The organism is Martelella radicis (genome assembly GCF_014196625.1).
Taxonomy (GTDB): domain Bacteria; phylum Pseudomonadota; class Alphaproteobacteria; order Rhizobiales; family Rhizobiaceae; genus Martelella; species Martelella radicis.
Map to the genome: position 1 here is coordinate 1 of NZ_JACIDZ010000014.1, position 21456 is coordinate 21456.

20 protein-coding genes are annotated in these 21456 nt (G+C 61.8%); 11 read left to right on the forward strand and 9 right to left on the reverse strand.

What is annotated here, in order from left to right; genetic code table 11:
• The 8 genes from GGR30_RS23240 to GGR30_RS18040 form a co-directional block, all read right to left on the reverse strand.
• A partial coding sequence (locus GGR30_RS23240; protein WP_210288106.1) for a hypothetical protein occupies window positions 1–192 on the reverse strand: 192 nt, incomplete at its 3' end.
• 120 nt (window positions 193–312) lie between these two features.
• A complete protein-coding gene (locus GGR30_RS18010) occupies window positions 313–561 on the reverse strand; it encodes a hypothetical protein (protein ID WP_183489153.1) in 249 nt (82 codons plus the stop codon).
• 378 nt (window positions 562–939) lie between these two features.
• Window positions 940–1866 (reverse strand): isoaspartyl peptidase/L-asparaginase family protein, encoded by a 927-nt coding sequence (locus GGR30_RS18015; RefSeq protein ID WP_183489156.1) that lies wholly within the window; start codon window positions 1864–1866, stop codon window positions 940–942.
• 2 nt (window positions 1867–1868) lie between these two features.
• On the reverse strand, window positions 1869–2762 hold the full coding sequence (locus GGR30_RS18020; RefSeq protein ID WP_183489159.1) for a polysaccharide deacetylase family protein: 894 nt from the start codon (window positions 2760–2762) through the stop codon (window positions 1869–1871).
• Window positions 2759–3511, reverse strand: coding sequence for an SDR family oxidoreductase (locus GGR30_RS18025; protein ID WP_183489162.1), 753 nt, complete (start codon window positions 3509–3511; stop codon window positions 2759–2761). Before GGR30_RS18025 ends, GGR30_RS18020 begins: the two co-directional genes overlap by 4 nt.
• Window positions 3502–4521 (reverse strand): ketopantoate reductase family protein, encoded by a 1020-nt coding sequence (locus GGR30_RS18030; protein WP_183489165.1) that lies wholly within the window; start codon window positions 4519–4521, stop codon window positions 3502–3504. Before GGR30_RS18030 ends, GGR30_RS18025 begins: the two co-directional genes overlap by 10 nt.
• Window positions 4518–5219 carry a creatininase family protein gene (locus GGR30_RS18035; protein ID WP_183489168.1) on the reverse strand — a complete coding sequence of 234 codons (702 nt, stop codon included), beginning with the start codon at window positions 5217–5219 and terminating at the stop codon, window positions 4518–4520. Before GGR30_RS18035 ends, GGR30_RS18030 begins: the two co-directional genes overlap by 4 nt.
• The gene (locus GGR30_RS18040) at window positions 5191–6216 is read right to left on the reverse strand and encodes a GntR family transcriptional regulator (RefSeq protein WP_183489171.1); all 1026 of its coding nucleotides are present in this window, start codon (window positions 6214–6216) and stop codon (window positions 5191–5193) included. Before GGR30_RS18040 ends, GGR30_RS18035 begins: the two co-directional genes overlap by 29 nt.
• A 153-nt stretch (window positions 6217–6369) precedes the next feature.
• Between GGR30_RS18040 and GGR30_RS18045 the strand changes: the two genes are divergently transcribed.
• From GGR30_RS18045 to GGR30_RS18070, 6 genes are all read left to right on the forward strand, one after another.
• Window positions 6370–7941: an ABC transporter substrate-binding protein gene (locus GGR30_RS18045; protein ID WP_183489173.1), complete on the forward strand. Its 1572-nt coding sequence runs from the start codon at window positions 6370–6372 to the stop codon at window positions 7939–7941.
• Between the two features lie 165 nt (window positions 7942–8106).
• Window positions 8107–9081, forward strand: a complete 975-nt coding sequence (locus GGR30_RS18050) for an ABC transporter permease (protein WP_183489176.1) — start codon at window positions 8107–8109, stop codon at window positions 9079–9081.
• Entirely contained in the window at window positions 9081–9992 is a 912-nt protein-coding gene (locus GGR30_RS18055) for an ABC transporter permease (protein WP_183489179.1), read from the forward strand. The genes GGR30_RS18050 and GGR30_RS18055 overlap by 1 nt, the downstream gene beginning before the upstream one ends.
• Window positions 9989–10954 carry an ABC transporter ATP-binding protein gene (locus GGR30_RS18060; protein ID WP_183489183.1) on the forward strand — a complete coding sequence of 322 codons (966 nt, stop codon included), beginning with the start codon at window positions 9989–9991 and terminating at the stop codon, window positions 10952–10954. The genes GGR30_RS18055 and GGR30_RS18060 overlap by 4 nt, the downstream gene beginning before the upstream one ends.
• Window positions 10951–11982, forward strand: coding sequence for an ABC transporter ATP-binding protein (locus GGR30_RS18065; RefSeq protein WP_183489203.1), 1032 nt, complete (start codon window positions 10951–10953; stop codon window positions 11980–11982). The genes GGR30_RS18060 and GGR30_RS18065 overlap by 4 nt, the downstream gene beginning before the upstream one ends.
• Window positions 11979–13469 (forward strand): carboxypeptidase M32, encoded by a 1491-nt coding sequence (locus tag GGR30_RS18070; protein WP_183489206.1) that lies wholly within the window; start codon window positions 11979–11981, stop codon window positions 13467–13469. Before GGR30_RS18065 ends, GGR30_RS18070 begins: the two co-directional genes overlap by 4 nt.
• Before the next feature lie 74 nt (window positions 13470–13543).
• On the opposite strand, the gene GGR30_RS18075 is transcribed toward GGR30_RS18070, so the two are convergent.
• Window positions 13544–14548: a LacI family DNA-binding transcriptional regulator gene (locus GGR30_RS18075; protein WP_183489209.1), complete on the reverse strand. Its 1005-nt coding sequence runs from the start codon at window positions 14546–14548 to the stop codon at window positions 13544–13546.
• Window positions 14549–14851: 303 nt separating this feature from the next.
• Between GGR30_RS18075 and GGR30_RS18080 the strand changes: the two genes are divergently transcribed.
• From GGR30_RS18080 to GGR30_RS18100, 5 genes are all read left to right on the forward strand, one after another.
• Window positions 14852–16144 carry an ABC transporter substrate-binding protein gene (locus tag GGR30_RS18080; protein WP_183489211.1) on the forward strand — a complete coding sequence of 431 codons (1293 nt, stop codon included), beginning with the start codon at window positions 14852–14854 and terminating at the stop codon, window positions 16142–16144.
• A gap of 85 nt (window positions 16145–16229) precedes the next feature.
• Window positions 16230–17183, forward strand: a complete 954-nt coding sequence (locus tag GGR30_RS18085; protein ID WP_210288107.1) for a carbohydrate ABC transporter permease — start codon at window positions 16230–16232, stop codon at window positions 17181–17183.
• Window positions 17184–17193: 10 nt separating this feature from the next.
• Window positions 17194–18033 carry a carbohydrate ABC transporter permease gene (locus GGR30_RS18090; protein WP_183489214.1) on the forward strand — a complete coding sequence of 280 codons (840 nt, stop codon included), beginning with the start codon at window positions 17194–17196 and terminating at the stop codon, window positions 18031–18033.
• 26 nt (window positions 18034–18059) lie between these two features.
• Complete coding sequence (locus GGR30_RS18095; protein ID WP_183489218.1) at window positions 18060–19145, forward strand: ABC transporter ATP-binding protein; 1086 nt, start codon at window positions 18060–18062, stop codon at window positions 19143–19145.
• A gap of 92 nt (window positions 19146–19237) precedes the next feature.
• Window positions 19238–21454, forward strand: a complete 2217-nt coding sequence (locus GGR30_RS18100) for a heparinase II/III domain-containing protein (RefSeq protein WP_183489221.1) — start codon at window positions 19238–19240, stop codon at window positions 21452–21454.
• Window positions 21455–21456: the final 2 nt, after the last annotated feature.

A 21456-nucleotide genomic window follows, 5' to 3' on the forward strand; every position in this document is an offset into this window, starting at 1 on the left:
CTGAGCCACAGCCTGTTGCGGCATGCCGCTGTAGAGCGCCACGCCGCTTGCCAGAAGCAGGGTCGTGAAAGCCGTTCCAGAAAGAAAGCGGGAAAGGCGATGCGGCCCGCACTCGCCGGAACCCGATACTCCCAGCCCAAAGCCGCCAAATCTCGTGGAACTTGCAGCCGTATCGCGAAATCTTGCAGACATTTTCATCCCCCCGGTTGACCGCCGTAGCAGCGTGGCCTCGTCGTTGCCTGAGCCAAAATTTAAAACGCTACAAGTATAAATTCACTATTCATAGTTTATACTTGTAGTAGACTCTACTAATTAAATCATATCAACAAAAATAACTTTTTCAAATTGAATCTTTTCAGAGTTTACTTCGATGTATACAAGTAAAACAGAAGTTCTGACGAAACGGTACTTCTCGCAGAGAGATGCCGAAGTCGTTTTGGGGCCAGCCTGCGTCGAAGGCGGCAGATGAAGAGAAGGGGCGCCTATGGAGCCAGCCGCATCACGAGGCTGTCTCACCTCGCCGCCCAAGAGGCTGAAACAATCACGAACGACAAGCCTCATGCTCTTTTCGTCCTGCTGATCATGGACTGAAGCTCGTCCGTTTACACCTGCATGCTGCAGCCGCGGCCTACCCGAGCGAATATATGGGCGTGACGAGACGCCAAGGCGCCGCTGCCGCATCCGTAAAGCACGATTGAGCAAGATAAAGCCGGTAACATTTAAGCTGCCGGGCTCTTCTCGCCGACTGAACGATACGCGCAAAAAAAAAGGCCTGCGACAGACAACCCCGTCGCAGGCCCTGAACGGACCGCCAAGAAGGCGGCGGTCCCATCCGGTTCTTGAGCGCTTCCGCTCTTCTTCGAACCGCGAAATCGCTCTATCTCTTTGTTTCTGTGCGTTCCCGGGCGGAAACCGGTACCCACTTTTCGTGGAAACGCTCTAGGACCGGTAAATAGCCGTAACGGCTTCCTCGCCGGCGCGGACATGACCGCGATACATACCTTCGGAGTTGAACGGCAGCGTGATATTGCCGTCCCGGTCAACCGCGATGACGCCGCCGGAGCCATCGTTTTCGCCGAGATCGACCATCACCACATGACGCGCGGCCTCTTCCAGGCTCTCGCCCTTGTAGCGCATGCGCGCAGCGATCTCGGACGCTGCCGTCCAGCGGATGAAGATCTCGCCGTGGCCTGTGCCGGACACAGCGCAGGTGGCATTGTCGGCATAGGTGCCGGCGCCGATCATCGGCGTGTCGCCAATGCGGCCCTTGGCCTTGCCGGTCCAGCCGCCGGTGGAGGTGGCGGCCGCCAGGTTGCCGTCATTGTCGCAGGCCACAGCGCCAACCGTGCCATGGCGGCGGGCCGGGTCGGCGTCATCCTCGCCCTTGGCCTTCATCTTCAGCGTTTCCTGAAGCGCGTCCCAGCGAGCCTGCGTGAAGAAATAGTCCTTGTCGGCGAATTCGACGCCGGCGTTACGGGCAATTTCCAGCGCATTCGGCCCGGTCATGCAGACATGGACCGTGTGTTCCATCACCGCGCGCGCCGCCAGAACCGGGTTCTTCGGCCCGAAAATGCTGGCAACCGTGCCAGCCTTGCGGTCGCGTCCATCCATGACGGCAGCATCCATTTCCTGCTCGCCATGATCGGTGAACACCGCGCCGCGCCCGGCATTGAAGAGCGGCTCGTCTTCCAGCGCGCAGACGGCGGCCGTTACCGCATCAAGCGCTGCCCCACCATCCTTCAGCACGGCTTCACCTGCTTCCAGCGCCCGGCGAAGGCCTGCGTGATAGGCCGCTTCCTTTTCCGGCGTCATCTTCGATTTCAAAATGGTTCCGGCCCCGCCATGGACCGCGAGAGAATAACGCATGTCTACTCCTTCAGCCCGGCTTCGGTAGCACAGTAGCGGGCGATATCGGCATGGGTGGCAATCCAGCAATCACCCTTTGACGTGATGTGCGACAGAAGCTCTTCCAGAATAAAAATCCGCGAACGATAGCCGGTGATGTGCGGGTGCATGGTCAGAAGGAACATGCCGCCCTCTTCATAGGCGCCATCGAACTCGCGACGAAAGATATCGAGCACATCGGTCGGCGGCGTATAGGGCCGCTGCGCGCCAAAACGGTTCATCATGAAATAGACCGCATCATCGCGGATCCATTCGACCGGCAGCTCGACGATGCCTGTGCGCTCGCCATTGTCGAGGATCTCGTAAGGATCGTCATCGGCAAACAGCGAACTGTCGTAGACGAGACCGAGTTCGCGCGCGATCTTCAGCGTCACATCGGAATAATCCCATGACGGCGTGCGCATGCCGACGGGACGGGTGCCGGTGAGCTTTTCCAGCGTATCGGCGGAGCGGAGCATCAGTTCGCGCTCCTTGTCGGCGGGCACCTGCGCATTGCGCTCGTGGATCCAGCCGTGAAGCGCGATCTCGTGGCCATCCTCGGCCAGCGATTTCTGTTCTTCCGGATGCAGCAGCGCGGAGACGGCGGGCACGAAGAAACTTGCCTTTGCGCCAAAGCGATCGAGCACCTTGCGGATGCGCGGGATGCCCCGCCTTGCGCCAAACTCACCCCAGCTGAGGCGAGCGGGCGACTCCCCGCCATCGCGCAACTCATTGGTCTCGTGGTCGCTATCGAAGCTGAGCGCCACCGCGCAGCGCGCGCCGCCGGGCCAGGCCTTCGGCAGCAGGCTCTTGCCCGCGCGCACCTGATTGACCCGGCCGCGCCAGGTCGCCTCGTCCCATTCATAGGGTTCGCTCATGCATGGCCTCCATCGACCGAAAGAATTTGTCCGCTGATCCAGCCGGCTTGCGGCGAGGCCAGAAAGGTGACGGCATTTGCAATGTCGGCCGGCGCACCAAGTCGGCGCATGTGTATTCCGCCGATGACGGCCTTCTGCCGCTCTTCGCCGAAGGCCGCCCACTGCTTTTGCGTGGACGGGTTGGAAAGGACGAAACCGGGCGCCACGGAATTGACCGTGATGCCGAAGGGGCCGAGTTCCAGCGCAAGCTGTTTCGTCAGGCCGACAAGCGCGTGCTTGGCGCTGGCATAGGCCTGAATGCCGGTCAAGCTCGGTCGCAGGCCTGCACCTGAGGAGATGGTGATAATCCGGCCTTCGCCGCGCGCTTTCATATCGGGCGCCGCAGCCTGCACGCACCACATGGCGGCGTCGACATTGGCCTGAAAGATCACATGCCAGTCATCCTCGCCGATTTCTTCGATCGGGCGGCCAGCCTGCCCGCGCACACCACCGGCTGATGTGACAAGCCCGTCGATACGGCCATGCTGTGAGAGCACGGACCGGATTGCCGCATGCGCGCCCTTACGCGAGCCAAGATCGGCCTGATGCAGGCTGATGCCGTCACCAAGAAGCGGTTTCATGCCATCGCCGTCGATATCGATGGCGGCGACAGCAGCGCCAGACGCCTTGAGCTGGCGGGCGATGGCCGCGCCGATACCCTGCGCCGCACCGGTGACGGCGAAAACCTTGCTGGAAAGATCTAGCTGCACAGCAGCACCATCTCATCGACAAGGGCCGCCGATTGCTCGCGCTTGCCGTCCTCGATGTCGTGAATGAGGTCGACCATCTTCGCGAGGGCGGGAACGGCAAGACCGTGCGCGGCGGCAAGCGGGATCATCGTGCCGATCTGCGCATCCACTTCCGTCTTGCGCTTGCGCACGGCAAGGTCGCGCCAGATGCCGGAATGGGTCTTGGCCGTCTTGCGGTTATGCGCCACCATCTTGTCGAGCGCCGCCAGCATACCTTCGGGATCAGCCGCCAGAAAGGCCGCCGGATCAAAACCGTTGAAGCCAAGCGGGCTTGCGCCCTCGGCCTCGGCCAGCAGCATCACCTCATGGCCGAGCTTTTCGTAGACGACGCGATGTTCCGGCCGCGCCATCGCATCCGACATGGAATCCGGCGTCAGTGCGGTACAGAACAGCAGCGAGCCATAGCCCATCTTGCCCCAGAGATAACCCCAGATATTGTCGGTCGCCACGGCATCCGGCTCGACCAGCGACAGAAGCTTGTGCACCTCGGCAACACGCGGCGTCATCCGGCCATCAAGTTCGCCGACAGCAACGGCAGCGCGGTTGCCATAAAGAATGCGGCCCGGCTCCAGCCAGTCGGCACCATAATTGACGAAGCAACCGACGGTGTTTTCAGCGCCGATCTTTTCCGCAATCACCTTTTCATTGAGGCCATTCTGGGCGGAGACGACATAGCCGTCTTCCGCCAGATGCGGGATGAGCATGTCGAGCGCGCCTGCCGTATGATGCGCCTTGACCGCCAGAAACACGCGGTCGAATTGTCCTTCAAGTTCATCCGGCGTGCTCGCCTTCAGGACCTGCCTGAACTCCTCCACCGGGCCTTCGATCTTCAGGCCAGTGGTGCGCATCGCCTCGACATGTTCAGGCACGATATCGACCATGTGAACATCATGGCCGGCGCGGGCGAAATAGGCACCGAGAACGCCGCCGATCGCGCCGGCGCCCCAGATCAGGATTGGCGAATTGCTCATGCCCAGTCACCCTCGATCAGGGCGCGGGTTTCTTCGACAGCCACGGACCAGAGCCGGTCCATGTCTTCATCGGGGCGCTGGTAGAGACCACCATAATTGCCATCGCCGATCAGCGCGCGAACGCCAGCGGCATTGCGATCGCGCAGGCGGTCGAAATCGACATAGGGCTTCTGCTCGGCCGGCATCTCGCGGCCCGGCAGGCGCGTCCAGGCAAAATTCTCCATCCAGCTGGCGTGGCTGGCGATGGGATCGATCTCGCGGACGGTCGCAAACGTCTTCGGCGCCCGCCACCAGTCATGGAAGCGGCAGCGCGCGCCTTCGTGACGCTCCATCCATTCCATGGTGACCGGCTGCACCGGCGTATTGCCGCCATGGCCGTTGACGACCAGGATACGGCGAAAGCCCGTCGCATAGAGACTGTCGAGAATGTCTGAGACAAGCGCTGCATAGGTCGAGAGCTTCAGCGTGACGCTGCCCGGAAAAGCCATGAAATACGGCGTCAGCCCATAGGCAACGGCGGGAAACACCGGAACGCCGAGCGGCTCGGCGGCATCGGCTGCGACCTTTTCGGACAGGATGCTGTCGACGGAGAGGCTGAGAAAGGCGTGCTGCTCGGTACTGCCAAGCGGCAGGACGCAACGGTCATCTGCCTTCAGATAGTCCTCGATTTCACCCCAGTTGCTTTCGGAAATTTTCAACGTTGCCCCTCCGTTTTTTGAGGATTTTTGTTCTGTAGGCTTCGATTGTGGGAAGCAGTTCCTTCCGCACGGAATGAATGTCGGGCGTGTGCCGGTATTCGAAGGCGCGCTGGTCGGATCTCAGCGTCTCAAGCAGATATTCGGCCCCCGTCGCATAGACCAGCACATCGGCCGAAGCGATCGCCTCCTCCACGCCAGGCTCGCCGCGCACCACCATCTTCAACTCGGTGATATGCGGACCGAACCGTCGGATACCGGCCTTCATCAGCGTCACGAACGTATCGAAATAAGAATAGCCGACGACCTCGGCATCGGTCGCAAGCGAGGCCAGGGAGACACGCGTCGCCTCATCCGGAATCAGCGTGACGCCGGTAATCGGCGTGTCAGCAAAATGGTCGCGAGCGGGCTTGAGGAGGCTGCGCGGCGAAATCACCAGATCGACGCTGTCAGGGGCGACATTCTCAAGCATGTCCATGGTCGCGACCGAAAGCGTGTCGCCATGGGCAAGATGCGGGCGCAGCGCCGCAGCATAAGCTTCGGTCGCCTCGACAAAATTACCGACGATCAGAAGCCGCATGTTCATGTTCGGCCTGCTGGAAGACATGGAGACCCGCGTCGCCAGTTCGGCAGGCGAAATGCCGCAATCGCGCCCAAGCTCAACCAATTCCGCAATCCGCATATCGAGTTCGCGCAGCCGTACCTGGTTTGCCGGAACGGAAATGCTTTTGACGAATGTGCCGGAACCGACGCGACCCTCCGTATGCCCGACTTCCTGCAACGCGGCGTAGACGGTGCTGACGGTCACAGGCGAAATGCCAAGCCTTGACGCAAGCGAGCGCACGGAAGGCATGCGGCCACCGGCCGGCAACTCTCCGGACGCGATCCCGAACTCCAACGCTCCGCGCAACTGCACCGAAACGGCAACAGAAGAAGAGCGGTCAATGGCATCGACGATGCGATCCATTGCCTGATCGAATTGCACCTGCGTGTCTGTCATAGTGTTATAATGGACAAAAACACCCAACCTGCCAAGCCTTTGAAGCAACTGTTTTTATGTTTTCAAAATGATATTTGTCTCAGTTCAGGGTTGACCGTTTCAAAAAATCGGGACTATCGTATCAGTCAGTTGAAACAAAGGGGAACAAACCTGATGAAAAAAGCTCTTCTCCGTTCCGCCGTCACCGCGCTTGCGCTGATGGCAGCGGCGCCGGCGGTGCTTGCCGACGACCTGATCATCGGCCTGCGCGCCGGCCCGGACTCCATTGATCCGCACTGGTCGACGCTCGGCAGCCAGGCCGAAGCGCTGCGCCACATCTATGACACGGTCGTTGATGTCGACGATAAGCTGCAGCTGAAACCCGGCCTCGCCGTCAGCTGGGAGCCGATCGACGACACGACCTGGGAATTCAAGCTGCGCGAAGGCGTAAAATTCCATGACGGCTCTGACTTCACCGCCGAAGACGTCAAGTTCTCGATCGAGCGCATTCCGGAAGTCACCGGCCCGATGCCGATGACGCTCTACACGAAATATGTCGACAGCGTCGAAGTGGTCGACGACTACACGCTGCGCGTCCATACAAAGGGCATGGCGCCTGCGCTCCCCAACGACTTTACCCGCCTCTTCGTCGTCTCCGACGGAACCAGCATGGAAGCCCGCAACGAGGAGTTCAACTCCGGCGAAGCCGCCATCGGCACTGGCCCCTACAAATTCGTCTCCTGGGAGCCCAAGGGTGATCTGGTGCTCGAGCGCTTTGACGGCTACTGGGGCGAAGAACCGGCCTGGGAAAAGGTCATCCGTCGCGAAATCCCGGATGACGCCGCCCGTGTCGCGGCCCTGCGTTCCGGCGATGTCGACATGATCAACTACGTTCCGGCGTCCGACTATCTGGCCTTCCAGAACGATGACAGCCTGGAAACCTTCATCTCCGACTCGATCTACATCCTCAACATCGCGCCGAGCGTGAAGGATGAAGAACCGCAGCCGATCACCGTCGACGGCGAGCCGGTCGACGGCAACCCGCTGCAGGACCTGCGCGTCCGCAAGGCGCTTGACCTTGCCATCAATCGCGACGTGCTGGTCAATGTCGTCCTCGAAGGTCTCGGCAACCCCGCAAATCAGCTGATGCCGGAAGGCTTCTTCGGCTATTCGGAAGAACTCGGCCCGCGCGAATACGATATCGAACAGGCCAAGGCGCTCTTGGCAGAGGCCGGCTATCCGGACGGTTTCGAGATCGACTTCACCTGCACCAACAACCGCGTTCCCGGCGATGCCGTGGTCTGCGAAGCGCTCGCCCAGATGTGGGCCCGCCTTGGCCTGAAGGTGAACGCACAGGCTCTCAACGGCACGGTCTTCTTCCCCGCCGCAGCGCGCGAGGAATACACGATGACCATGTCGGCATGGGGCACGCTGACGGGTGAAGCCGCCTACACCTATGGTGCGCTGACCCACACCAAGGACGCGGAAAAGGGCTTCGGCAACTTCAACCGCACCGGCTATTCCAACCCGGAATTCGACAAGGTCTTCGACGAAGGCACGCAGACGCTCGATGCCGAGGCACGCAAGAAGCTTTATGAAGAAGCTTCCTACATTGCCATGGAAGACCGCGCCCTGATCCCGACCGTCATCCTGCAGACCGTCTGGGCCGCTGATGCCGACACCATCGAAATCACGCCGCGCGTCGACCAGGAAACGCGCGCTTACGAGATCACGCCCGCCAAGTAAGGCGGCGCGGCGAACGCTCGTGCGCCAGGGCGTTCACGGGGCTGCGGCAGGTATCGCCGCAGCCCCTCATCGGCGAATTGATACCCGGCCAGATGCCGGATGATGCCATTCGTGCGATATTCAGCGCGTCGCGCAGATGCGCATGCTCTATTCCAAGAGGCTTAGATGCTTGGTTTTCTTGTCCAGCGGCTGCTGCAGGCCGTTGTCGTCATCTTTGCAATGTCGATCATTGTCTTTCTCGGCGTCTACGCAATCGGCAATCCGATCGATGTGATGATCGACCCCGGCGCGACCCAGGAGATCCGCCAGAAACTGATCGAGCAATACGGTCTCGACCAACCGCTCTGGCAGCAATACTGGACGTTTCTTTCCAATGTCATCCACGGCGATCTCGGCACGTCGATGGTCTACAATGTCTCGGTCATCAAACTCGTCTTCTCCAGGCTTCCGGCCACCATCGAACTGGTCTTCGTCGCTGTGATGATCGCAACCCTCATCGGCATCCCAGCCGGCATCTATGCGGGCTACCGCCCGAACAGCCTGCCTGCCAAGGCAATCATGGCGCTCTCGGTTCTCGGCTTCTCCGTTCCAACCTTCTGGATCGGCATGCTGCTGGTCATGGCCTTTGCGGTCAATCTCGGCTGGCTGCCCTCCGGCGGGCGCGGCGATATCGGTTCCATCCTCGGCCTGCGCACTTCTCTGGCGACCGTGGACGGCTGGAGCCACGTCATCATGCCGGCCTTCAACCTTTCGCTGTTCATGATGGGCCTGCTCATCCGTCTCACCCGGGCTGGAATGGTCGAGGCGATGCAGACGGACTATGTGAAATTCGCCCGCGCCCAGGGACTGCCCGACCGGCAGATCGTGTTCCGCCATGTTCTGCGCAACATCTCAATCCCGATCGTCACAGTCTTTGGCCTTGAACTCGGCTCAACGCTCGCCTTTGCCGTCGTCACCGAGAGCGTCTTCAACTGGCCGGGCGTCGGAAAGCTGATCATCGACAGCATCCTCCAGCTCGACCGCCCGGTCATGGTCACCTATCTCATTCTCGTGGTCATTCTCTTCGTGCTCATCAACCTTGTCGTCGACATCATCTACGCCCAGCTCGATCCGCGCGTGCGGCTGAAGGGAGGCAAGTGATGGCTGACGCTACGCCCGCTGCGGCGCCGGTGGAAACCCGCCCCGCCCGGTTCCGCAATTTCTGTTCCGACTTTGCCCGCTCCCCGGTCGCGGTCGTCTCTCTGATCATGATCGTAGGCCTGCTGTTCGTCTCCTTTGCAGCGCCGCTGGTGTCGCCGCAGGACCCCTATGACATGGCCAAGCTCGACTGGATGGATGCGTTTCTGAAGCCCGGCACGGTCGGTTCCGGCGGCTATACCCATCTTCTCGGCACCGACAATGTCGGCCGCGACATGCTGTCGGCGATCTTCTACGGATTGCGCACCAGCTTCGTCATCGGCCTTTCCGCCGGCGGGCTGGCGTTGATCGTCGGCATTTGCGTCGGCCTGTCGGCGGCCTATTTCGGCGGCCGGATCGAGGCCTTCCTGATGCGCATCGTCGACCTGCAATTGTCGATGCCGGCGATCCTGCTGGCACTGGTGCTGGTCGCCGTTCTCGGACAGGGCGTCGGCCAGATCATTCTGGCGCTGGTGATTGCCCAATACGCCTATTTCGCCCGCACCACCCATGGCGCGGCGACCGTCGAGCGCGGCAAGGACTATATCGAGGCCGCCCGCTCGACGCCGCTTCCCACAGGCCGCGTTCTCTTCCGCCACCTCCTGCCGAACGTGCTGCCGCCGCTGATCGTGGTTGCCACGGTACAGGTCGCAAGCGCGATCGCGCTGGAGGCGACGCTCTCCTTCCTCGGCGTCGGTCTGCCGCTCACCGAACCCTCGCTCGGCTCGCTGATTGCCAACGGCTTCAAATATATCCACACGGACCGCTACTGGCTGTCGATCTATCCGGGCCTTTTCCTGATGGTGACGGTGGTGACGATCAATCTGGTCGGCGATCAGGTCCGCACCGTTCTAGACCCGAGGCGCAGCCGATGACCAAAGCACTGGACGTCCGGGGCCTCACCACCCGGTTTGAAACCCGTCGCGGCGACGTCACCGCCGTCAACAATGTCAGCTTTTCGGTCGAGCGCGGCCGCATCATGGGTCTTGTCGGCGAGAGCGGCTCGGGCAAGAGCGTCACCGGCTTTTCCATTCTCGGCCTTGTCGAGGAACCGGGCCATATCACCGGCGGCGAAGTTCTGGTCGATGGCCAGGACCTCAGGGCGCTGAAGCCCGAGGCACTGCGAAAACTGCGCGGCGCCAAGGTCGCCATGGTGTTTCAGGACCCGATGATGACACTGAACCCGGTCTTGCGGATCGGCGACCAGATGGCGATGGCCGTGCGCGTGCACGAGAAGATGTCGAAGCGCGACGCCTGGGAGCGTGCGCGCCAGGCCCTCGAGACCGTCGGCATTCCGGCTGCCCGCGAAAGGCTGAAGGCCTATCCGCACCAGCTTTCCGGCGGCATGCGCCAGCGCGTGGCCATTGCCACCGCGCTTTTGCACCGCCCGGCGGTGATCATCGCCGACGAACCGACGACGGCGCTCGACGTCTCGATCCAGAGCCAGATTCTCGCCGAGGTGCGCAGGCTTGCCGACGAGACCGGCACGGCGATCGTCTGGGTCACCCACGACCTTGCCGTCATCTCCAGCCTCGCTGACGACATCTGCGTCATGTATGCTGGCAGGATCGTTGAGCGCGGCACGGCCGAAGAGGTGATTGTCGCCCCCCGCCACCCCTATACGGTTGGCCTGATCGGCTCCGTGCCGAGCCTGCATGAGCCGGGCGCGCATCTGCCGCAAATCCCCGGATCGACGCCGCAGCTTGCCAATCTGCCATCGGGCTGTCCGTTCAGGCCGCGCTGTCCGCGCGCGTCAGACATCTGCGCCACCGAGCCGCCCCTGCATGAGACCGGAACGCATTCGGTTTCCTGTCATCATCCGATGGAGGCCCCATGAGCAAGCCGCTTCTGACGATCAAAAGCGTTCACAAACGCTTCACCCGAAAGCCCGGCCTCGTCATCCAGGGCATCAACAGGCTCGCCGGCAAGCCCTCGGGCGAAACCGTTCATGCGCTTTCCGATATCTCGCTGGAGGTCGCCGAGGGCGAGGTGCTCGGCCTTGTCGGCGAATCGGGCTGCGGCAAGTCTACGCTCGGCCGCATCATCTCGGGCATCTACACGCCAAGCGAGGGTCAGGTGCTTCTGAGCGGTGCGCCCGTTGCCCGCAAGCACGGCAACAATGTCGACAAGCTCACCACCAAGGTGCAGATGATCCATCAGGATCCGTTCGCAAGCCTCAATCCGCGCATGAAGGTGGGCGAGACGATCGCCGAAGGTCCGCGCATCCATCATATCGTCAAGGCCAATGAAGTCCGCGCCCGTGTGCGCAGTCTGCTTGAGCAGGTGGGCCTTGAGGGCGCCTATGCCGACCGCCTGCCGCACCAGTTTTCCGGTGGTCAACGCCAGCGCGTCGCCATTGCCCGCGCGCTCGCCATGGAGCCGGAGCTGCTGGTGCTGGACGAAGCGGTGGCCTCGCTGGACGTCTCGATCCAGGCGCAGGTGCTGAACCTGTTCATGGATCTGCGCCGCGAACTCGATCTTACCGCCGTTTTCATCAGCCACGACCTTTCGGTCGTGCGCCATGTGTGCGACCGTGTGGCGATCATGTATCTCGGACGGATCGTCGAGCTCGCCACAGCGGAAGAGCTTTATGCGACGCCGCGCCACCCCTATACTAGGGCGCTGTTCGCCTCGATCCCGAAGCTTGGCGCCGGGCGCGGCTCGTTTCAGCCGATCGAGGGCGAAATCCCCTCGCCGATCAACCCGCCGAAAGGCTGCGCCTTCCATCCGCGCTGTCCGATGGCCGGCCCGAGGTGCAAAACCGAACTGCCGCGCCTCAAGCCGGCGACAAGCGGAACGGCATCGGTTGCCTGCCACCTCAACGACGGCGGCACCGGCGCCACAGCAAAGCCGGAGGCCGCATGAACGCGTTCACAACCCGCACAGCCGAAATCAACGATATTCTCTCGGCCGTCAACCTGCTGCAATGGGATGCGCGAGTCATGATGCCTGCAGGCGGAGCAGCCACCCGCGGCCAGCAGATTGCCACGCTGAAGGCCAAGGCGCGCGCGATGCTGCTCGACACCGCCACGGAAGATGCCGCCGAAGCCGTGCTGGCAAAGCCTTCCGATGAACGCGAGCGCCGCGCCGCCGAGGCTGTGCTTGCCGCTCGCAAATGGCATCTGAGCGTGCCGCCCGAACTGCTGCGTCGCCAGGACGAAATCTCGATTATTGCCGGCCGCGCCTGGGAAGGGGCTCGTGCGGAAGGCGACTTTGCCCTGTTCCGTCCGCATCTTGCCGAGATCGTCTCGCTTGCGCGCCAGATGGCGGACGCGATCGGCTATGACGCCCACCCCTATGACCCGATGGTGCAGATCTACGAGCCCGGCGAGACCGCCGCCTCGCTGAAGGCTCTGTTCGACGACCTGCGCGACGGCATCAAGCCGATCCTGACGGCAGCGCTCGAACGACCGAAACCGCGCGCGGATTTTCTCTACCGCGCCTATCCGGTCGAACAGCAGAAAGCGCTCTGTGCGGAGCTTGCCGAAGTTCTCGGCCTTGATTTTACCCGCAGCCGGCTCGACACAGCCGTCCATCCCTTCGAGATCTCGTTTACCCGCCAGGATGTGCGCATCACCTCGCGCTGGAACCCGAACTATCTGCCGATGTCGATCTTCGGCACCATGCACGAGACCGGCCACGCGCTGTACGAACAGGGCGTCGATCCGGCACTGACCCGCACGGCACACACGACCGATCTGATCGGTCTTTATTCCGTCGGCGGCAGCAGTTTCGGCATGCATGAGAGCCAGTCGCGGCTTTTCGAAAACCATATCGGACGTTCCGCTGATTTCTGGGCGCTGCATTTCGGACGGCTCAAGGCGCATTTCCCGGACCAGCTCGCCGATGTCAGCAAGGAAGAGTTCGTCAGGGCCGTCAACCGCACCGAGCCGGGCCTCATCCGCGTGGAAGCGGACGAACTGACCTATGATCTGCACATCATGCTCAGGGTGCGCATCGAAATGGCGCTGATGGACGGTTCGCTTGTTGTCGATGACGTGCCGGCGGCCTGGAACGCCGCCATGCGCGAGGACCTCGGCATCGATGTGCCGCATGACGGGCTCGGCTGCCTTCAGGACGTCCACTGGTCGAGCGGCTATATCGGCTCCTTCCCGACCTACACGATCGGCAATGTCACCGCCGCTCAGATCATGGCGCGGCTCGATGAAACAGATCCTCAATTGCGCAGTGCCACCAAGGCCGGCGATCTTGCGCCGCTGCGGCAAAAACTCGGAGAGGCTGTCTGGCAGCACGGCCGCTCGAGAAGCCGCCGCGAGGCTCTCTCCTCGATCGGCGCTGACGCCGGCGACTGCGGCGCCTATCTCGACTATCTGAGGACCAAATTCGCATAGGTTTTCGGCGCGAGCGCCTGGCGCGGGCAGGTCGAAGGCGGCCCAAAGTCCGGCGCGGCCGGCCCATATGTGCTTCAGCCACCGGCAGGCGGCCTCATGGTTGACTGCCGGATCATCAGTGTCGGCTCCAGCCTGTAGTCGCGCGCAATCTCCTTGCCCGCGATCATCGCCAGGATCTGCTGCATCGCGATCTCGCCCATGGTCTCGCTGCGCATATCGACGGTCGTCAGCGATGGCAGGACATAGCGGCTCGGTTCGATATTGTCGAAGCCGGCAAGGCCGACATCCTCCGGTATGGAGATGCCGAGCGCGCGCGCCTGAATCAGAAAGCCGAGCGCCACCTGATCGTTACAGGCAACGATCACCTCCGGCCGGTCGGGCCGCAGCAGGACATGGGCAGCCGCCCGCTCGCCCGACTCGGTCACCGTGCCGTCCACCTCGAAGACCTGAAGCTCCAGCCCCTCGGCTTCGACCACCTCCTTCAGCCCCCTCAGGCGCTCCTCGTTCCAGGAGGCAAGCGGAAAACCGGCATAGGCGATACGCCGATAGCCCTGACGCACGAGATAGCGCGCCAGAAGCCCGGCGCCGAGGTAACCGTCGGTGCGCACCGTATAGATCACATCGCGCATCGGCCGGCCGACGAAGATCACCGGCTTGCCCATATTGGCGAGCCAGTCCATGTCCTGTTCCGGGATCCGCGTGCTCACGATCAGCCCGTCGACGCGCATGGCCAGCGCATCCAGCATCTGATGAACGCCTTCGCGACGCTCCTCCATGTCGACGACAAACTGGCTGTAGCCGCTCTTCATGCCGACGCGGTTCGCGCCCTTGACGATATTGGCGTAATGCGGATTGCGGATATCCATCACCGCAAGGCCGATCGCCTGGGTGCGCCCCGTGACCATGCTGCGGGCGGCCGGGTTCTGCCGATAACCGAGAGATGCGATGGCCGCGCGGATGCGCTCCTCCACCGCAGGCGAAAAGGTCTGCTGGCGATTGACGAATTTCGACACCGTGGCGATCGAAACGCCCGCCGCGGTGGCGACATCCTTGATTGTGGCAGCTCTGGGCTCGGACATAAAAAACGTTTACCTGATTTTGTCGATATGGCTGTATTGTGGCACTTTCTCGCCGAGCCCACAAGCATTTACAGCGCTAGACACACGCGTGTCAGTTTGACGCAGCTTAATTAGATATGCAGCTATTTCAAAGACGTAAGACAAGCTTAGGTCGCCTCTTTCATCGCATGGAATCGCCGGTCCAAAGTTTAGTTAAACGTTTTCTTGATTCCGGAAATTTGCTGCGTTATGGTCCAAGCCAGTCGGATGCTGAAGCTCTAGGCCAGTCTCCGTCGACAGCAGTGAAACCGTGGAGGAGACCACATGAAAAAGATCACTTGCATTGCCGGGCTTGCCGGCGCCCTTCTCGCCGGAACGGCAGCCATTCCGGCAAACGCGCAGGACCTCGATGTGTGGATCCGCGCCAGCAACGACTCGCGCGAAGTCTATGAACAGATGGCCGAGGCCTTCGAGACGAAGACCGGCATCCATATCAACTATTTCAACGCCACCACCGATTTCGAGCAGCGCCTGGCCCGCGCCGCCGCAGGCCGCGAACTGCCGGACCTGCTTTTCAATGATGCTACCGCCATGGGGCAGATGGAGCAGATGGGGATCATCGAGGAGGTCGACCGTTCCAAGATTGAGGGCGCTGACGACATCTACCCAACCGCCTGGAAGAGCGCCGAGGCCGCTGACGGCAAGTATTACGGCGTGCCGACCTCGGCCCAGTCCTTTGCCCTCTTCATCCGCAAGGACTGGCGCGAAAAGCTCGGGCTTGAACAGCCCAAGACCTGGGATGAGCTGAAAGCCATGGCTGCGGCCTTCACCCACGACGACCCCGACGGCAACGGCAAGGATGATACCTATGGCTTCATCCTGCCCGCGTCGACAACGCGCGGCTATGCGAGTTGGTTCATGAGCAGCTTCATGTGGCAGGCCGGCGGCGGCTATCTTGCCAAGGAAGGCGATGGCTACAAGGCGGCGCTGCCCCAGGAAGGCAATGTCGAGGCGATGGAATTCATGCGCAGCCTCGTCTGCGAGGGCCTCACCCAGCCGGGCGCCATCAACGCCACCACCGCCGATGTCATCCCCTCCTTCCGTTCCGGCCAGACCGGCATGTTCTTTACCGGACCCTACCACATCGCGCTTCTTGACGCCGAACCCGGCGCCGACAAGATCGAGGTGATCGCACCGCCGGCCGGGCCTGAGGGCGTTGCCACGCTTGCCGAAGGCACCAATGTCTACTTCATGAAGGGCAGCGAGAAGGTCGACGACGCCCGCAAGTTCGTCGAGTTCATGATCTCGCCGGAAGGCCAGACCATGGGCATGGCCGTGGGCACCGGGCGCATCCCGATCGTCCGTCTGCCGATCAACAAGAATGTCGACACGCTCGCCACCCTGAAAGACGAGCGCTGGGGTCTGTTCGCCAAGCTCTATGCCGACGCGGGCCGCTATGTTCCGACCGTTCCGGACTGGACGCCGATAAGGCTCGACACGGCCATGGGCTTCAACAAGATCTTCGCTGATTGCGAGTCAGACATTCCCGCACTTCTGGAAGAAACCAATGGCACGGTTACCGGCATCCTGAAGGATCAGGGCGCGCTGGCCGAATAGGCCTCAAGGCAGGGCCGGCGGCACCTCCGCCGGCCTCCAAACGGGCCATCACACCATCCATTCTTTGAAAGTCCAGGCGAATTCAATGCCCAGTGAGCCCATGATCGCGCAGAACGGCCAGGTGGCCGCAGCGCCAAACGTCACCCGACGTCGCAAAACCAAGTTTTCCAGGCGCCTCAAGCGCGGCGTGATACCGTGGCTGTTTCTCATGCCTGCCCTCGTCATCTTCACCTGGTTCAAATTCTACCCCATGGTCCGGGGACTGATCATCAGCTTCTACCAGATGAATTTCTACGGGCCGAACGAATGGGTCGGGTTCGACAATTTCCAGCGCGTCCTCACCGACACGGCGCTGCATTCCGCCGTGATCAACACGGTGATCTACGTTATCTTTTCCATGACGATCGGCGCAGTCATCGCCTTTGCCCTGGCTCTGGCGCTGGAAGGCCCGGCCCGGCACCTGCGCTTCATCCGCACGGCGATGTTCCTGCCGGCCGTCACCAGCGCCGCCGTCGTTGCCGAAATCTGGCGCATCCTGTTCAACCCGACGCCGAGCGGCGTGGTCAACCAGATCATCGGCTGGGTCGGCGTCGCCCCGCAGGGCTTTCTTGCCGACACCCACCAGGCGCTGGCGACGATCATTCTCCTGCACATCTGGAAGAGCGTGCCCTACAGCATGGTCATCTTCATCGCGGGTCTGGCGGGCATCAACCGCGACCTCTATGACGCTGCCCATGTCGATGGAGCCTCGCCCTGGCAGCGCCTGCGCTATGTCACGCTTCCCGGCATGATCCCGGCGATCTCCGTGGTGCTGATGCTCTCCTTCATCCGTGGTTTCCGCGTGTTTACCGAAGTCTATGCGACAACCGGCGGCGGTCCGGCCGGCTCCACCGAGATGATCATGACCCACATCTACAAGATCGGCTTCGAACAATTCGATTACGGCTATGCCTCGGCCGTGTCCTTCCTCCTGTTCCTGTTCACGGTGCTGCTGACGATGGTGCACCTCGGTATCAAGAACCGGATCTCCAGGTTCTAGGAGAGTAAAAATGCTCAAGAAACAATGGAATCGCGCCGGCCGCCTGATCATCTACGCGCTCGTGCTGATCGTCTTCGTCGGTCCCTACTGGGGCATTGTGGCCACCGCCTTCAGCGGTCTCTCGGTCAAGCCGGGCGAGCTTCTGGCATGGCCGAACCAACCCTCCTTCGACAACTTCATCTTTGCCTGGCAGAACCTTGATGTCTGGCGCTACCTGATGAACTCGGTGATCGTCGTCACCTTCGGCACCGTGCTGCAGACCATGGTCAGCGCCATGGCGGCCTATGCGCTGGCGCGCAAGAAGTTCCGCGGGGTCGCCTTCGTCGCCCTGCTGATCCTCTCGACCCTGATCCTGCCCGAGGAAGTGATCGCCATTCCGCTTTATCTCGTCGTGCTGCAGCGCCTGCCGGTCATCGACGTCTCGCTCTACAACACCTATGCGGCGATGATCCTGCCGATTGTCGGCTGGGCCTTCTCGATCTTCCTTCTGACGGAGTTCATGAAAGCGATCCCGAAGGAGCTGGAGGAAGCCGCCCGCATTGACGGCGCCAACGAGTTCCAGATCTTCTACCGCGTGGTCCTGCCGCTGGTGAAGCCGGCGCTCGGCACCTGCATCATCTTCGGCTTCATCATGATCTGGGACCAGTACCTGTTGCCGCTGATCGTCGTCAACGACGAGGGGCTCTACACGATCCCGGTCATTCTCGGCTCCATCCGCGTCGATGAAAGCATCACGCCGAACATCTTCATCGCCGTCACGCTTCTCGCAATGCTGCCGAGCATCGTCATCTATCTCCTTCTTCAAAAGCACTTCAACCGCGGCCTGATGTCCGGCGCGGTGAAGGGTTGAAGACCTGAAAGTCAGAGGAACTCGTCATGGGATCTGTCGTTCTCAACCACGTCTACAAGTCTTTCGGCGCCGTCAATGTCATCAAGGACGTGTCGTTGAACATCGAAGACGGTGAATTCTGCGTCCTGGTCGGTCCGTCCGGCTGCGGCAAGTCGACCCTTCTGCGCATCATCGCGGGTCTTGAGGAAACCACCGGCGGCAGCATCGATATTGCCGGCGCCGACGTCACCGATTTGGAGCCCAAGGAGCGCGACATCGCCATGGTGTTCCAGTCCTACGCGCTCTACCCGCAGATGACGGTGCGTGAAAACATGGGCTTCGCGCTGCATCTGGCGCGTCGGCCGAAGGAAGAAATCCGCTCCAAGGTCGATGACGTTGCCCGCATGCTGGGGCTCGAAGCCCTTCTCGACCGCCTGCCGAAGGAACTCTCCGGCGGCCAGCGCCAGCGCGTCGCCATGGGCCGGGCGATCGTGCGCAACCCGCAGGTTTTCCTGTTCGATGAACCGCTGTCAAACCTCGACGCCAAGCTGCGCACCCAGGTGCGCGCCGAGATCCGCGACCTGCATGCCCGCCTGAAAACGACCTCTATCTATGTCACCCATGACCAGATCGAGGCGATGACGATGGGCCAGAAGATCGTGGTCCTGCGCGATGGCTGCGTGGAACAGGTCGGCACGCCGCTGGAACTCTACGACACGCCCGCCAACGCCTTTGTCGCAGGCTTCATCGGATCTCCGGCGATCAACCAGCTTTCCTGCACCATTGCCGAGAAGGACGGCGCCTACCACGCCCTGATGAATGACGGCAGTCTCCTGCCCTTGCCGCAGGGACTGGCGGTGAGCGAAGGACAACCGATCATCTACGCGATCCGGCCCGAACATGTGCGCATCGTTTCGGCCGAAACGGAGCACAGCCTCAGTGCGGAAGTCACCTCGGTGGAGAACACCGGCTCCGACATGATGGTGTTCTGCAGGACGGCCGGCGGCCAGCTCACGGCCGCCTTCAAGGACAGGGTCGACATCGAAACCGGGGACCAGCTCTCGCTGCAGCCCTTCATCGACAGGGTCCATGTCTTCGATGCCGGAACCGGCGCCCGGATCGGCCTCAAATGAAGCATTTCGCGGCAAAGCGGGAGAGCGCGACGGCATCAGGATCGCCGCCCCTTCGGCAATGGCCCCGTCAGACAGCAGAGAATACCACCGAAATGGTCACCAAGATGACATCGCCCGGTTTCGCCGAGAAAGCACGGCCCTTCAGCCCGCCTGCCGGCCCAGTCTTCCTTGAGGAGGTCGAGGCATCCGCGCTTTCAGCGCTTGTGGCGCAGGACAGCCTGATCGGCAGTACGCTGCGCAATGAGCGAGACGCTTTCAAGCGTTTCCTGCAGGCGCCGGTCGATGTACCGGGCAGCGGCCCCGGCGGCAGCTCGGCCCATGAGGCGCACAAGCACAACTACCAGATGATCTTTTCTGGCGGCCGCCTTTGGCAGATTTTTCGAGACGAACGCTACCCGCGACGGATCCGCGACATTTTGCTGGCCTATGCGCGAAGATACGAAACGCTGCCCTTTGCGGTGCCGAACACGCCGAACCCGCCGGGCCGCCTCTTCCACCAGATCCTGAACGAGCATATGTGGCTGCTGTTTTCCGCCGCTGGTTATGGCAGCATCCGGGAATGGCTCAGCGAAGATGATCAGGCGATGATCGAAGGTCATCTGTTTTCGCCGATGGTGGACATGTTCACCCGGACCTATGCCCACCATTTCGACATCATCCACAATCACGGCATGTGGGCCTCCAGCGCCGTCGGCATTGCCGGTCTTGCCACTGGGCGGCGCGACTGGCTGGACCTGGCAATCCATGGCCAGAACGGCGACGACCGTACAGCGGGTTTCCTTGCCCAGCTTTCCGGCCTGTTCTCTCCCTCCGGCTACTATGAGGAAGGCCCCTACTACCAGCGTTTCGCCATTCAGCCGATGCTGCTCTTCGCCGAGGCGCTGGAACGCCGCTGCCCGGCACTGACGATCTACGAGTTCAACGACCAGGTCATTCGCCGCGGATTTTTCGGCGCGCTGTCATCGGTTTTGCCAGACGGCACTTTCCTGCCGCTCAATGATGCCCTGAAGCGCATGAATGTCGACAGCCTCGGCTATGTGATCGGCGCAAGCACGCTGTTCCGGCGCTACGGACCGGATCCGCGCCTGCTATGGCTTGCCGAGCGCCATGGCCGCGTCTGGCCGGATGTTTCGGGCGGCATGCTCTCCCAGGCGCTCGAAGACGCGCGGGAGCGCGCGCCGGAGGGCGGCCTGTCCGCACCCAGCGTAGAACTGACCTGCGGCAGGAACGGCGAGAAGGGCGCCATCGGGATCATGCGCGCGGATGACGGCGATAGCGGACAGGCCGTCGCGAGCCTCGACTACGGCACGCACGGGCTTGAGGAACATGCCCATTTCGACGGGCTGACGCTCGGCTATTTCGCCGGCGGCCACGAGATCCTCCGCGATTATGGCTCCGTGCGCTGGATCAACATGGAGCCCAAGAACGGAGGCAGCTATCTGCCCGAAAACATCACTTTCGCCAAGCAGACCATCGCCCACAACACCGTGACCGTGGACGAGGCCGCGCAAAACGGCGGCAACGGCCAGCATGCGATGAAGCGTCATGGCGAGCATCAGGTGTTCTTCTCCGAGAACCCCGACTGCCAAATGATGAGCGGCGCGATCCGGGAATTCGATCCCGGCGTCACGATGAAGCGGACGGTTCTCCTCGTCCGGCATGCCGATTTCGAACACCCCGTTCTGATCGATCTCTTCCGCATCTTTGCCGATCGCCCGCACCAATACGACTATGCGCTTTATTATGAAGGTCAGTTGGTGCGCATGGATGAACGCTTTTCTGCCGCCGAAAGCCTGTCGCCGCTTTCGGAAAAACCGGGCTACCGGCACTTGTGGAAACGCGGCGAGGCTACGCTTGAGGACGGCGCGACGCGGCTGACCTGGATGCAGGACAGCGAATATGTTTCGCTTTCGCTTGCGGCGAGCCGGCCTGCGACGCTGATCGCAACACTTGTCGGGGCCGAGGACCCGCACTTCAATCTGCGTCCGGAAACCGGACTGATGATCCGGGTCAATGCGCAGGATGCGGTTTTTGCGGCAGTTGTCGAACGGCATGGCGTTTTCGACGAGGCGCGGGAGCTTTCGGCCCGCACCGAAGGGCAGATCGGCGGCATCAGCGTGCTATTTGCGGACGGGGAGCACGCTTTGCTCGCCCTTTCCGGAAAGAGGCAATCGTGGCGCGTCGCGATCGCTTTGAAGCCGTGCAGCCCTGATACAGGCCACCATGTCGCGGGGCCGTTCGGAGAGGTGACATGGCAGGGGCAATGTGCCTTCATTGCGAATGAAAGCACTTTTTGTAACGCGGTTTGAGG

Coding starts and splice junctions, on each gene's coding strand:
- GGR30_RS18010 (WP_183489153.1), bottom strand. CDS start 561: ATGAGGCTTGTCGTTCGTGATTGTTTCAGCCTCTTGGGCGGCGAGGTG.
- GGR30_RS18015 (WP_183489156.1), bottom strand. CDS start 1,866: ATGCGTTATTCTCTCGCGGTCCATGGCGGGGCCGGAACCATTTTGAAA.
- GGR30_RS18020 (WP_183489159.1), bottom strand. CDS start 2,762: ATGAGCGAACCCTATGAATGGGACGAGGCGACCTGGCGCGGCCGGGTC.
- GGR30_RS18030 (WP_183489165.1), bottom strand. CDS start 4,521: ATGAGCAATTCGCCAATCCTGATCTGGGGCGCCGGCGCGATCGGCGGC.
- GGR30_RS18040 (WP_183489171.1), bottom strand. CDS start 6,216: ATGACAGACACGCAGGTGCAATTCGATCAGGCAATGGATCGCATCGTC.
- GGR30_RS18045 (WP_183489173.1), top strand. CDS start 6,370: ATGAAAAAAGCTCTTCTCCGTTCCGCCGTCACCGCGCTTGCGCTGATG.
- GGR30_RS18050 (WP_183489176.1), top strand. CDS start 8,107: ATGCTTGGTTTTCTTGTCCAGCGGCTGCTGCAGGCCGTTGTCGTCATC.
- GGR30_RS18055 (WP_183489179.1), top strand. CDS start 9,081: ATGGCTGACGCTACGCCCGCTGCGGCGCCGGTGGAAACCCGCCCCGCC.
- GGR30_RS18060 (WP_183489183.1), top strand. CDS start 9,989: ATGACCAAAGCACTGGACGTCCGGGGCCTCACCACCCGGTTTGAAACC.
- GGR30_RS18065 (WP_183489203.1), top strand. CDS start 10,951: ATGAGCAAGCCGCTTCTGACGATCAAAAGCGTTCACAAACGCTTCACC.
- GGR30_RS18070 (WP_183489206.1), top strand. CDS start 11,979: ATGAACGCGTTCACAACCCGCACAGCCGAAATCAACGATATTCTCTCG.
- GGR30_RS18075 (WP_183489209.1), bottom strand. CDS start 14,548: ATGTCCGAGCCCAGAGCTGCCACAATCAAGGATGTCGCCACCGCGGCG.
- GGR30_RS18080 (WP_183489211.1), top strand. CDS start 14,852: ATGAAAAAGATCACTTGCATTGCCGGGCTTGCCGGCGCCCTTCTCGCC.
- GGR30_RS18085 (WP_210288107.1), top strand. CDS start 16,230: ATGCCCAGTGAGCCCATGATCGCGCAGAACGGCCAGGTGGCCGCAGCG.
- GGR30_RS18090 (WP_183489214.1), top strand. CDS start 17,194: ATGCTCAAGAAACAATGGAATCGCGCCGGCCGCCTGATCATCTACGCG.
- GGR30_RS18095 (WP_183489218.1), top strand. CDS start 18,060: ATGGGATCTGTCGTTCTCAACCACGTCTACAAGTCTTTCGGCGCCGTC.
- GGR30_RS18100 (WP_183489221.1), top strand. CDS start 19,238: ATGGTCACCAAGATGACATCGCCCGGTTTCGCCGAGAAAGCACGGCCC.